At 40.0% G+C, this 11,967-nt stretch carries 12 protein-coding genes; 5 read left to right on the plus strand and 7 right to left on the minus strand.

The features are described from left to right. Positions 1-70: 70 nt before the first annotated feature. The gene (locus V6E90_RS00705) at positions 71-1,693 is read right to left on the minus strand and encodes an oleate hydratase (protein ID WP_332604209.1); all 1,623 of its coding nucleotides are present in this window, start codon (positions 1,691-1,693) and stop codon (positions 71-73) included. A gap of 358 nt (positions 1,694-2,051) precedes the next feature. Here V6E90_RS00705 and V6E90_RS00710 point away from each other — a divergent pair, with 358 nt between their 5' ends. Then, positions 2,052-2,675 (plus strand): LysE family translocator, encoded by a 624-nt coding sequence (locus tag V6E90_RS00710; RefSeq protein WP_023270720.1) that lies wholly within the window; start codon positions 2,052-2,054, stop codon positions 2,673-2,675. A 61-nt stretch (positions 2,676-2,736) separates the two neighbouring features. Here the strand turns inward: V6E90_RS00710 and V6E90_RS00715 are convergent, their stop codons facing one another. From V6E90_RS00715 to metG, 3 genes are all read right to left on the minus strand, one after another. Beyond that, entirely contained in the window at positions 2,737-3,714 is a 978-nt protein-coding gene (locus V6E90_RS00715; protein ID WP_332604210.1) for an MBL fold metallo-hydrolase, read from the minus strand. A 129-nt stretch (positions 3,715-3,843) separates the two neighbouring features. Continuing rightward, positions 3,844-4,533, minus strand: a complete 690-nt coding sequence (locus tag V6E90_RS00720; RefSeq protein ID WP_332604211.1) for a sel1 repeat family protein — start codon at positions 4,531-4,533, stop codon at positions 3,844-3,846. A 97-nt stretch (positions 4,534-4,630) separates the two neighbouring features. Further along, entirely contained in the window at positions 4,631-6,688 is a 2,058-nt protein-coding gene (metG, locus tag V6E90_RS00725) for a methionine--tRNA ligase (RefSeq protein WP_332604212.1), read from the minus strand. A gap of 202 nt (positions 6,689-6,890) precedes the next feature. Here metG and V6E90_RS00730 point away from each other — a divergent pair, with 202 nt between their 5' ends. Next, positions 6,891-7,346, plus strand: a complete 456-nt coding sequence (locus V6E90_RS00730; protein WP_332604213.1) for a hypothetical protein — start codon at positions 6,891-6,893, stop codon at positions 7,344-7,346. Here V6E90_RS00730 and V6E90_RS00735 read toward each other — a convergent pair. Beyond that, positions 7,343-7,798: a hypothetical protein gene (locus V6E90_RS00735; RefSeq protein ID WP_332604214.1), complete on the minus strand. Its 456-nt coding sequence runs from the start codon at positions 7,796-7,798 to the stop codon at positions 7,343-7,345. The two genes, V6E90_RS00730 and V6E90_RS00735, sit on opposite strands and share 4 nt — an antisense overlap. Before the next feature lie 72 nt (positions 7,799-7,870). After that, positions 7,871-8,368 carry a hypothetical protein gene (locus V6E90_RS00740; protein WP_332604215.1) on the minus strand — a complete coding sequence of 166 codons (498 nt, stop codon included), beginning with the start codon at positions 8,366-8,368 and terminating at the stop codon, positions 7,871-7,873. A gap of 109 nt (positions 8,369-8,477) precedes the next feature. Here V6E90_RS00740 and V6E90_RS00745 point away from each other — a divergent pair, with 109 nt between their 5' ends. Both V6E90_RS00745 and V6E90_RS00750 read left to right on the plus strand, forming a co-directional pair. Then, entirely contained in the window at positions 8,478-9,014 is a 537-nt protein-coding gene (locus V6E90_RS00745) for a GNAT family N-acetyltransferase (RefSeq protein ID WP_332604216.1), read from the plus strand. Between the two features lie 189 nt (positions 9,015-9,203). Continuing rightward, positions 9,204-9,653, plus strand: a complete 450-nt coding sequence (locus V6E90_RS00750) for a hypothetical protein (RefSeq protein WP_016541670.1) — start codon at positions 9,204-9,206, stop codon at positions 9,651-9,653. A gap of 94 nt (positions 9,654-9,747) precedes the next feature. Here the strand turns inward: V6E90_RS00750 and V6E90_RS00755 are convergent, their stop codons facing one another. After that, a complete protein-coding gene (locus V6E90_RS00755; protein WP_332604217.1) occupies positions 9,748-10,428 on the minus strand; it encodes a hypothetical protein in 681 nt (226 codons plus the stop codon). A gap of 265 nt (positions 10,429-10,693) precedes the next feature. Here V6E90_RS00755 and apbC point away from each other — a divergent pair, with 265 nt between their 5' ends. After that, a complete protein-coding gene (apbC, locus tag V6E90_RS00760; protein ID WP_332604218.1) occupies positions 10,694-11,923 on the plus strand; it encodes an iron-sulfur cluster carrier protein ApbC in 1,230 nt (409 codons plus the stop codon). Positions 11,924-11,967 lie beyond the last annotated feature (44 nt).

Consider the following 11,967-nt stretch of genomic DNA (forward strand, 5'->3'; position numbering starts at 1 on the left):
ATCTAAGAGCTGATCAGGAGGATGAAGTAGATCATCAAGATCTACTTCATTTTTAGCCTTTCAAAATGATTTAGTGAAACACTGTTTCTAAGGCTTTTAAACCGACTTTGGGATCGAGCAAGCCGTTATAGATTTCTGGAACTTCACGATCTACACCTAAAAGCTGATAAATGGCGAGCATGGCGCCACGAATTGAATATTCCACGGTAAACACCACATCATCCTCGAGTTCCACAAATTGGCCCAAGAAGGCAAAATTAACGGCATTTTCTGGAATCAGTAAGGGACGATCGCCCGCTTTACGACAGGCAAACAGGGCAGAGGCATAGGGCATCATCACCGTGGTTATATCACTATGCGCCAGTACATGATCCAAGATATCATCGAATCCGAGTTGCTGAATTAACTCGATTACAATCTCTTGCCCAGTGGCTTCACTCATTGGTTTTTTGATGTAGTCACCGATGTGGTCAATTTCAAAACCATAGCCCCATAGGGTAAATTTTCCTTCAGGTAAATCGGCAAAATGTGGCTGTGCAGGCACCACGATGGATAAATGCCAGCCTGATTCAAACCATGTCATTAGTGCGCCTGTTCCTGGTTCATTGCCTGTGTATTCGATGATACGTTTCAGCAAGACATCATCATGCAGCGTCAGGGTAAAGGACTTCCATTTATGTTCGTCGATATTGCCATTAAAGGTCATTGGGCGACCAAAATCAGGTGCTTTTTGTGCAAGGGTTTCCCATAAGCGCCAGCCATGATCCTGTCGATCACGAATTAGGGCAGGCACATCATTTTGACTGCCATAACGTGAATCTGCTGTAATCGAACCTAAAGTGAAAAGTGCCAAATCATGTTCACCCAATACAATCTGTTCCGTGCCTTCTGGCAGGTTGAGATACAGTTTGCTTGCCTTACGCTCTTTACTCTGCTCATCTTCAACAAAATCAGCGTCAGTGACATAAGTACCAAAGCGGACATCCACGCCTTGTTCGACCAGCCAACGTTGTAAAGGATAAATCATCGAATCATATTGATTGTATTTGGTGCGTTTAACCCCAGCCAAGGTATGGATACGGGGTAATTCTTGAATAAAGCGTAAGAAATAACGACGTAATTCTGCTGCACTATGCCATTTCTGAAAGGCAAAGGTGGTGCGCCACATTCGCCAAAAATTGCTTTGGAAAAATGCATCATCAAAAAATTCATCAATACAACGACTGCCAATCCGTTCTTCTTTGAGTGCCAGCAGGCGTAGCATCTGTGCACGATTCAAGGTGGATAAACCAAGCTTTTCGGCTTCCGCAATCACATGATTCGCATCAATTAAACGGGCTTGGGCATGGGTTTTAATTTTTTCATTAAAATCGCGACATTCCTCACGGACAGAAATATTGGGATCTTCCAGTGAGGGGATGCTAGAGAATAGATCCCATGTGCAGAGATAGGTTTCATCGGTCAGCATTCGTCCGCCTCGCGTCACCCAAGCGTGATTGGGATTGAGTGGGTTATGTCCACCATCCATTGAACCACCTGAAACCTCAAGCTCTTCTAAAATATGAATGTTTTGGGCAGGTACTTTGGCGTCACGAATGGCAAAGGCTGCTGCCGCCATGCCGGCAATACCGCCGCCAATGATCCAGAGATGTGATTGTGAAGGGTCTAAAGTTTTCAGTTTTTTAGTTTGCATCTAATGTGCCTCGGTTATCGTTATTGATGAAAATGAATTTAATCCATAATTTTATTATGGGATTTGAGTTGCTAAAAATAAATGAAAGTTACACTAAAATGGATGACAAATTTTGATCATAAAATTAGTTTTATAGAAAAATCGGATACTTGATTTATGGCGGAGATGAATATGCTATTTTTAAGTGTTTGATATTCATTATAAATTGAGTCTTTGCTCTACTTTGTTGCTTTCTAATCAGATGACATCGCTTGGAGCTCTCAAAAATTGCTGAGATTAGTCAAAATTTTTATATCTTCTCGCTCTACTTTTTCAGTAAAATTAATATTTGAAAATTATTCTAATCTAGAGGTTTCACTTGGAATCGTTATTGATTTTAGGTTCAATTGCTTTGGCGTTAATGTTGGGTGCAATCAGCCCAGGCCCTACCTTTATTTATGTGGCTAAAAACTCAATTGCGATTTCTCGTAAGCATGGACTGTTTACCGCCTTGGGAACAGGGACGGGTGCAGCTTTATTTGGTTTGCTTGCGGTCATGGGCTTGCAAGCGATTCTATTGGCGGTGCCTTCTGCTTATATCGCACTAAAAATATTTGGTGGTTTGTACTTACTTTGGCTGGCCTATAAAATTATTAAACATGCCAAAGAACCGATGGAAGCAGTCAATGGCACTGTGAATCGCATGAGCTATGCACAAGCCTTTCGTTTAGGGCTGATTACTCAGCTCAGTAATCCAAAGATTGCGATTATTCTGGCCAGTATTTTTACTGCTTTATTACCGAAAGACATTCCAAGTTATTACTATGTGGTGTTGCCAATGCTGTGTTTCTTTATTGATGCCGGTTGGTACTCGCTGGTTGCAGTGGCGCTGTCAGCCGAAGGCCCGCGTAAAGTTTATTTAAAATCAAAATCGATATTTGATCGCATCGCGGGTGGTGTGATGACCTTGCTGGGATTAAAGCTGATCTTTGGTATGAAATAATAGAGCAGAAAAAGCGACCGAGAAGGTCGCTTTTTTATTGCCTAGAATTAGCTTGTTCAGCTTAATCTTTAAAGTGTACAGGAATCCATTGATAGCTCTTTCCATCAGCAGAATAAATATGCCCAATCCCCGGAAAAGGTAAATGCGGAGCTGCAATGGTTTGTCCATTCTTGGCAAAGTCAGCAAATTGTTTTAAGCGTGTAGCAACCGCTTTTTTCGGATCAATATCATATTCAATCGCAGTTTCAGGTTGATCAAATTGCACAGTATGTGAATGCACGATATCTCCAATAAATACTACGCTTTCGCCCTTAGTTTTTAATTCATAGCTAAAGTGACCGGGCGTATGTCCCGCCGTGTTAATGACTTTAAAGCCTTGAATCTCATCACCGAGTTTATAGGTCTTAAAGCGTTGTTGGGCTTGGTAAGGCGCAATCGCTTGCTTAATGTGCTTAACCGTTCCTTCATAACCCGCTTGTTGGTCTTTTGGAAGCTTGGTTGCCTGTTTTGGATCTAACCAATAATTAGCTTCATCACTGGAAACGTACACAGTTGCATTGGGGAAGTTGGCAACCCCATCTTTACTGATGCCACAGACGTGGTCGGGGTGTAAATGGGTGAGTAAAATGGTATCGACCTGTTCAGGTTTATAACCTGAAGCCTCGAGGTTTTTTAGAATCGAGCCTAAATGTGCACCAAAACAACTGGCTGCACCGCTATCGACGAGTACCAATGATTTTCCTGTATTGACGAGGAAAGCATTGATTGAAGTCTGTACGCCTTTGTCTTGATCAGCGTAATACTTTTTCAGGATTTGTTGGACTTGTTGTGGGGAAATATCTTTAAACAAGCTTGGGGACATAAAGTTGGTGCCATCGAGCAGGGCGGTAATTTGTACGTCACCGACTTGATGTTGATAGTAGCCTGCAACCTGTTTTTGTTGTTCATTGATCGGCAAAGTTTTGCTGGTTTCTGCGTGGCTGAGTAAAGGGAAGCTGCTCAAGAATGAGACAGAAAGGAGGAGGGCAGTTTTTTTCATAGAATCATTAAATTTATTAGAGAAAAACTTTTTTACCATGAATTCAAATAAAATTGGGTGTTTGAGCGCAGAAAAAAATCCGCTTTTGTAAGCGGATTTTATCGGATGTTCTCGTCTTAGCGTATGGCCTTACTGCTGGGTTAGCTTGGAAAAATCCACCATTTCAAACTCTTCAAGATCACAATTTGCCAGTGCACATTTCTGCTCAGTATAGGCCGCCTCACCTAAATTTTGTTTGGCCTTATTTGCCCAAAACTCAGCTTTTTTGGCATTTTGCTGCTCAACTGGTAGTCGAAATCCATATTCATCTGCAAGTGTCATTTGTGCAGCAACAGAACCTTGTTGTCCTGCTTTTTCGAGCAAGGGGATGTATTGTTCAGTACTTGAATAGTATTGCGCCAGCAAATAACTTGCATAAGCATCCTTTTGATTGGAAAGCTTTTGAATTGGCTTAATATCGATTTGTTCTTTTAATGCTGAATCCTGTGAAAATAAAGCAAATTCTAAAAGTGCAACGGATGCACTTAGGTCTCCTTGTTTGATGTAGCGATTCATCTGCTCTAAAAATAAGTTTTGTTGCTGATCGATATATTGTTTTGCCTTTTCCTCATTGTTTTGTGAAAGTAGCTGTTTTAATGTGGGATCAACTTTTATATTGGGGTTTTCATCATCCGATTGGAATAACGTATTGAATGTCAGTTGAATTTGATCTTTGGCTTGCTGCACTTGAGGACTAAATTGAGATTGGGTTTCCTGAGCTAAGGCGATTTGAAAAGAAAAAATGCTGAAAAAGAAGACGGTGATTATTCTCTGGAACATGTTTTACCTAATGTATTTATCGTTCATTTAATATTTTGGTTGAATTATAGAAATAAAAAAAGGGCTTCCGAAGAAACCCTTACATAAGTTTTATATATTAAGACACTTTATCGCCTGGTTTCGCGCCAGATTCAGGTGAAATCACCCAAACCCCTTCGCCATTACCTGCTGCAAGTACCATACCGTTAGAAATACCAAAACGCATTTTACGTGGCGCAAGGTTGGCGACCATCACCACCAATTTGTCTTTTAGATCTTCTGGCTGATAAAACTCACGAATACCACTAAACACATTACGCGGTTCAGCTTCACCCACATCCAAAGTCAATTGCAGCAATTTATCAGAACCTTCAACAGTCGCGGCTTCTAATACTTTTGCCACACGAAGATCGACTTTCATAAAGTCTTCAATGCCGATAATTTCAGCTTCACCTACTTTTGGCTCAGGCTTTTTCTCGGCTTTCTTTTCTTTTTTCTTCTCAGCTTTTGGCGCTTCTGCCGCCGCAGCTAAAGAATCTTTAGATGCATCTACCATTGCTGCAACCGCTTTGGCATCAACACGTTGCATTAAAGGCTGGAATTGCGCAATTTCATGTGCAAGCAAAATTTGCTGACGTGATGCAAAGTCGAAGCTTTCAAGTTGTAAGAAGGCTTGAACCTGTGCAGCAAGCGTTGGCAATACAGGCGCCAAGTAAATCGCAAGTTGACGGAATAAGTTAATACCCACTGAGCATACATCATGAACTTGTTGTTCCTGACCTTCTTGCTTGGCAAGTGCCCACGGTTTTTTCTCATCAATATACTGATTGGCACGGTCAGCCAATGCCATGATTTCACGGATTGCAGCTGAGAATTCACGTGCTTCATAAGCCTGTGCGATTGAATCACCTGCATCAATAAAGCTTTGAACCAGTTCAGACTCTGCACATGTATCTGACAACGTATTATTGAAGTTGGTGTTAATGAATTTTGCACAACGGCTAGCAATATTCACCACTTTACCGACAAGGTCAGAATTTACTTTTTGAACGAAGTCATCCAAGTTTAAATCTGAATCTTCAACTTTGTCAGACAGCTTAGAGGCAAAGTAGTAGCGTAAATATTCAGGATTTAAATGTTCTAAATAGGTTTCAGCTTTAATGAAGGTACCGCGAGACTTCGACATCTTCTGACCATTCACGGTCAAGAAACCATTCACAAATAAACCTGATGGGGTACGGTAGTTAGCACCTTCAAGCATTGCAGGCCAGAACAGCGCATGGAAGTAAACGATATCTTTACCGATGAAGTGATAAACTTCTTTGTCGCTGTCTTTTTTCCAAAAATCATCAAAGCTTAGATCTGGGCGTTTAGTTTTGATGTAGTTTTCAAAACTCGACATATAACCAATCGGTGCATCGACCCAAACGTAGAAATATTTGTTTGGCGCATCTGGAATTTCAAAACCAAAATAAGGTGCGTCACGCGAAATATCCCAGTCCGACAAACCCGCCTCAAACCATTCGTCTAGTTTGTTGGCAATCGAAACAGGTAAACGACCTTGGTCACGGGTCCATTTCTGTAAGTATTCTGAGAAATTCGGCAATTTAAAGAAATAATGATCTGATGATTTCTCAACAGGGGTCGCACCGCTCAAGGTTGAGCGTGGATTTTCTAATTCGGTGGCGTTATACGTTGTACCACATACTTCACAAGCATCGCCGTATTGATCTTCCGCTTTACATTTCGGACATGTGCCTTTAATGAAACGGTCAGACAGGAACATGCCTTTTTCAGGGTCGAACAGCTGGCTAACAGGACGAATGGCAATATTGCCTGCTTCACGGTTTTTAATATAGATTTCTTCTGAACGTGCTTTGTTCTCATCACTATTGGTTGAATCATAGTGATCGAAATGTACGCCAAAACCATCAAAGTCACGGATATGTTCTTTCTGAACATTGGCAATTTGTTGTTCTGGGCTGATGCCATTGGCCTCAGCGCGTAGCATGATTGCTGTACCGTGAGCATCATCCGCACATACATAAGTCACATCATGGCCCATTGCACGCATCGCACGAACCCAAATATCTGCTTGGATATAACCGAGTAAGTGACCCATATGGATAGGACCATTGGCATAAGGTAGGGCATTGGTGACTAAAATTTTACGCACGGATATTGTTCTCTCATTCGTATTTGCAAGGCAGATGATTTTACATGACTTGGCCCCGACTTGCACAAGGGATTCAGTGAAATCTTTTCAAGCCTCGTTTTTAATTATTCTAGAACTTCATTAAAGCTTCACTTGCACTTCAATCAAAACACATTTCCTTTACTGATAATGGCTGTATGGTCAATAAATAAAGGAGATAACAATGAGATCTTGGCATTTGCTTTGTGCATCTTTCTGCGCAAGTGTGACATCAGTTGTTAGTTTTGTGATTCCGTATTGTTTGTTCTTAAACTTTCAACAAAACCATTTATTGCATGTGGTCAGCAATGCAATGCAAGTGATGCTGTATCTCACCCCATTTCTCGTCGTGCTTGCTTTTATCTTCTACGTCATTGTTCTATCAGTATTGAAATTACCCAGCAAAATTTTTGATTTGGTGCAGTTCTTTAAAGTCAGTCTGGTCTTTTTTACGGGATGGATGTGCTTAGTATTGATAATTTTATTTGAAGATCAGGTCAAGGGCTTTGATTTTGAAACATTGGCCATGAGTCTTTTCATTTTTATTGCAGTTTTGCCCGTACTTGCAGTGGGTTGTATCAGTGCCAATTGTTGTTATGTGTTGATGTGCAAGAAACAGTATAAAAGTGTTTTTAGTTAAGTACTTTTAATTAACTGAAGCTTTTTTGTTTCGTGGTAGAAATAAATGCCGTAGCTTTTGAGTTTAGTTTGATGTCCATTCATGGTGAAATAACCTGAACAGGGTACTTGCCATTGCTTCTCTGTATTCTCAGTAAAGCCGATCCAAGCTTGGCCACTAAATATAAATGTACGATCATCTTTCATTGTAAATTCATCAAAATAGATTGCATCGCACCAGAATGTATTTTGACTAAAATCTATTTTAGAAAATTTCCAGCAACTTAAAAAAGCAATAAAGCTTTCTAAGTCTTCGCGTTGTTTATATGTTTTGAATTGAAGAATAGTATGGGCAATCTCACGCTCTATAGCCAAGACTCTACGTTGAATTCTTCTTTTACTGGAATAAACATAGTTTGACCACTTTGCATACCTTTCATCTTCTCGTTTTTGCAGTATAAGTTCTTCATTCATATTCGATGTTGAGTGGTTTTATCTATGAGTTTTTGATCATTGAGTTTTGAAAAAAGTATGCATCCCGAAGGATTACATACTCTGCATTTGTTTGACGGTCACACTATGCTTTGAATTTTTTCTTAAAGAGATAATCTTTCCTTTAGATAGGAAATGAATGTGATAGCTCTTTAAGCCACCCGTTTTCGGATCAAGGGTAATTTCAGCAAACATTGGTGTCTGCCAAAGTTCATCACTGCCCAAAGTTCCTAACCAAGCCTGTGCTTTTAGTGCCGCCGTAAATTCATCTTTGCACTCAAGCTCAGTAATACTGAGTTCACTGCACCAATGTTCGGTTTTAGGAAATTCAGCTTTAGAAAATTTCCAGCAAATGGTCAGCGCCAGACTACTTTCAACAGGTGCTTTATCGTCACTTTGCTGATCAATAACTGGAATTAACTGTTCAGCCAGATCCTTTTCAAACGAAAGAATCATGTTCTGGATTCTTCTTTTACTTGAAAGAATGTAGTTCAAGCGTTTTTCTTGGGCTTGAAGTTCCTGCTGAATTTCTAAAAGTTCATTTTCATTCATATTAGGTAATTCTGACAACGAGGTCTATGATTGAGATATTGCGGAAGTATATCCGAACTATCTCCTTATATTGTTAATAGTTTTTAATACAAATTTATTGGTTGTAAAAATGATCGAAACAGCCCGACTACGTTTAAGACAGTGGCAAGCAAAGGACTATGCTTCCTTTGCCGCAATGGGTACTCATCCACAGGTGATGGAATATTTTCCTAAACTCCTGACTCGAGCAGAAAGTGATGCGATGATTGATAAAATGAAATCAATTATCGACACGCAAGGCTGGGGTTTTTGGGCGGTTGAATTAAAACATAACCAGCAATTTATTGGTTTTACTGGTTTACATGATCAACCGACACAATTTTCATTTTCACCGTGTGTGGAAATTAGATGGCGACTCGATCAGGCTTATTGGGGACAAGGTTATGCACCAGAAGCGGCTCAAGCGGCACTTGCATTTGCTTTTGATCAATTGAAACTGGAGAAAGTGGTTGCCTTTACCACTTTGGAAAATGCTAAATCACAAGCTGTGATGCGAAAATTAAAGATGCAAAAAGTGTCTGAGTTTCAACATCCCGCTTTAGCGATGGAGCATCCTTTAAGTTGGCATGTACTGTATGAAATTTTAAGACATGATTTTATTGAATAAATAGGATGTTATTCATTTATATGATTTTTATATCTGAAAATGAATAGCTTTAACAATCCGCAATTAATTGAATCTTCCTGTATCCCATTTGTTTCAATTTGCAGCAATGGGCAAAAAAAAACTCCAAACACGGTATAACTAAGGTTGATCCAAACAATATGTTTTTTACCTATAGAGTGAGGAAATACCATGACAAACGAAAAACTTGATGAATTAAAAGACCAAGCAGCAGAATTGGGTAATGACTTAAAATACAAAGCAAAAGAAGCTCAGTTACAAGGTGAAAAAGCAGTTGATGACTTAAAGCATTCCGCAGAGGAATTAAAGTTAAAAGGCGAAAAAGCCCTTGATGATCTCAAGAAAGATGTTTCTGAGCAAAATGCTGAAGGTAAAGAGGCGGTTTCAAATAAAGTGGATGATCTTAAGGCCAAACTTGAAGATACCCAACACGCAGTTCAAGACAAGTTTGATCACTTTAAAGAAGAAGCTGGTCATAAATTAGATGATGCCAAAGCCAAAGCTGCTGAATTGAAAGATGAAGCGGCTGCCAAATTTGATGATCTAAAAGCTCAAGCCAGTCATAAGCTGGATGATTTAAAGAAAGCTGCAACGGATACTATCAATAAATTCAAAGGTTAAGCTTGCTAACCGAAGGATTGACTAAAGATATTCCTCAAACATATGTAAGGTATGTTTGAGGATTTTTATTTGAATCTTTTATAATTGTTGTCTATCAGGCCGTGCAAATGAATCGAACGGGTTGATTGATGGACATATCGGTATATTGTTGGCGTTCTAGATCGAAAATTTTATAAAAGGGCTGAGTGCGTTTTTGATCAGGAAAAAGCTGATTCATTAATGATTTTTCTAAGACTGGCTGAGTCTGTTGGTGATGTATTTTGCCTTCTTTATCGATGTAGAGTTTTACATTCAATCTGAAAGATTCACCTTCTAATGGAACACTTTTTTGTAAAAGCAAACAGGCCATTTCAGTTAAGGAAGACGGTGAGGCAACCCGTCGAATACGTTGTGTAACAGCTTGATCTTGCATGGAAATAAAAGAATAAACTTGCTCATAGTTTGAGAACAGGTGTCTGTTCGTGTGATCACGCTGTTCTGCCGAGGTCTCCTGAGTAGGTAAATCCTCTGGCTTTATCTGTTGCGCAAGCGCTAAGACATGGCGATTAAGTATGTCTGAATTGCTTGCTTTGAATAGTTGAATCTTTAATCCGTTTTTTTCTGGGCTAATTCGAATCGAGACCTTAATTTCCGATGACGCAGCTTGATCTTTGTGCTTATTTACCACAATTTCTGTTTGTGGCGGCAATTGATAAACAGCACGATGAATCGATTCTTGGGCAAATAGCGGGAAGCAAGCAAATAAACTACATATCACTAAATAATATCGTGTCATTAAACCCTCCCAAGTTAAGCATAAGCATCATGTGGCACAGCATATGATAAAAGAACAATCTGGTATTTTTTTATCATCGGCATGATTAGCTTAACAATATAACCCGATCCTGTGACAAGTATCAGTTGCTGCAGATTGAAATTTAAAGCAGAAAAGTTGCTATAAAAAATGAGCAATTATCTGTTTTGATATGAGCGTCCATTCTTCAATACTGCTAAACTAGCCAAACTCAGTGAAATGTTGATCTGTTTTTGGAGTAAACAAAATGTCGTGGCTTTCTTCCTTAAAATCTGTTTTTTCACCAGCACAAGAAGTGAAGGAAGACGAGATTCAAACAGTTCTACAAAGTTATGTACTGCCACATTCAGACAATGCGCTGAAAGATCGTATCAGCCAAGTCAATGTACAAGGTCGTATTTTACAACTTACCGTGAATACCTTTCCTGAAGAAAAAGATCATTTACAGCAAATCCATGATGAACTGGCCGAAGCTTTGGAAAAGTGTGGTATCCAAGAATTAAACTTACATATTATTCAACAAAAACATGCGGCACATGGTGAGGCTGGCCATAGTTGCTCATCTAAGCCAAAAGCAGGAAATAGCAATTTACCCCCTGTGATGGATGCTTCTCCTCAAGCAGAAGCTGATCCGAACAATCCACCGATTCAAAAAGCGGCACCACAACAACGCGATGTAGCAGCACATCCACGTATTCAAAATGTGATTGTGGTTTCATCTGGTAAAGGTGGAGTAGGTAAATCAACCACCACGGTGAATCTGGCACTTGCATTGCAACAACTCGGTTTGAAAGTCGGTGTGTTGGATGCCGATATTTATGGTCCAAGCATTCCAACCATGTTGGGTAATGCCGGTAGAACGCCGCAGATTGAAAATGAACATTTTGTGCCTTTAGATGCGTATGGCATGGCGGTACTGTCGATTGGGCATTTAATTGGTGCGCACAATACACCTGTGGCATGGCGTGGCCCGAAAGCAACAGGCGCATTGATGCAGTTATTCAATCAGACTTTATGGCCTGATCTAGATGTATTGGTGATTGATATGCCACCCGGTACAGGCGATATCCAACTGACTCTGGCACAACGTATTCCAGTGACGGGTGCAGTGATTGTGACCACACCACAAAATGTGGCGTTAATGGATGCAACCAAGGGTATTGAATTATTCAATAAAGTGAATATTCCAGTACTTGGTGTGATTGAAAATATGTCCACGCATATCTGTTCAAATTGCGGTCATGAAGAGCAGATTTTTGGGACAGGCGGTGGTGATCTGTTATCTGAGCAATATCAAATTCCTTTACTTGGTCATCTACCTTTAGATGCCAAAATTCGTGAACATGCAGATAAAGGCACACCAAGTGTGATCGCAAAAGATGCAGCCGCAGACAGCTATCTCAATATTGCACAAGCCGTGTTGCAGCAAATGGAGAAGTTACCAAAACGTCAGAAAGACGATAAACGTATTTTCTAAGTACACAGAAAACCCAACATGCTGATGTTGGGTTTTTGCTTTCT

Origin of the sequence: Acinetobacter sp. ESBL14, from assembly GCF_036668815.1 — a bacterium.
In the GTDB taxonomy this organism is placed as follows: Bacteria; Pseudomonadota; Gammaproteobacteria; order Pseudomonadales; family Moraxellaceae; genus Acinetobacter; species Acinetobacter gyllenbergii.

Excerpts from the sequence above, each read along its gene's own strand:
- V6E90_RS00735 (WP_332604214.1), bottom strand. The coding sequence starts at position 7,798 with ATGAATGAAGAACTTATACTGCAAAAACGAGAAGATGAAAGGTATGCA.
- V6E90_RS00705 (WP_332604209.1), bottom strand. The coding sequence starts at position 1,693 with ATGCAAACTAAAAAACTGAAAACTTTAGACCCTTCACAATCACATCTC.
- V6E90_RS00730 (WP_332604213.1), top strand. The coding sequence starts at position 6,891 with ATGAGATCTTGGCATTTGCTTTGTGCATCTTTCTGCGCAAGTGTGACA.
- V6E90_RS00740 (WP_332604215.1), bottom strand. The coding sequence starts at position 8,368 with ATGAATGAAAATGAACTTTTAGAAATTCAGCAGGAACTTCAAGCCCAA.
- V6E90_RS00745 (WP_332604216.1), top strand. The coding sequence starts at position 8,478 with ATGATCGAAACAGCCCGACTACGTTTAAGACAGTGGCAAGCAAAGGAC.
- V6E90_RS00750 (WP_016541670.1), top strand. The coding sequence starts at position 9,204 with ATGACAAACGAAAAACTTGATGAATTAAAAGACCAAGCAGCAGAATTG.
- V6E90_RS00755 (WP_332604217.1), bottom strand. The coding sequence starts at position 10,428 with ATGACACGATATTATTTAGTGATATGTAGTTTATTTGCTTGCTTCCCG.
- V6E90_RS00715 (WP_332604210.1), bottom strand. The coding sequence starts at position 3,714 with ATGAAAAAAACTGCCCTCCTCCTTTCTGTCTCATTCTTGAGCAGCTTC.
- V6E90_RS00720 (WP_332604211.1), bottom strand. The coding sequence starts at position 4,533 with ATGTTCCAGAGAATAATCACCGTCTTCTTTTTCAGCATTTTTTCTTTT.
- apbC (WP_332604218.1), top strand. The coding sequence starts at position 10,694 with ATGTCGTGGCTTTCTTCCTTAAAATCTGTTTTTTCACCAGCACAAGAA.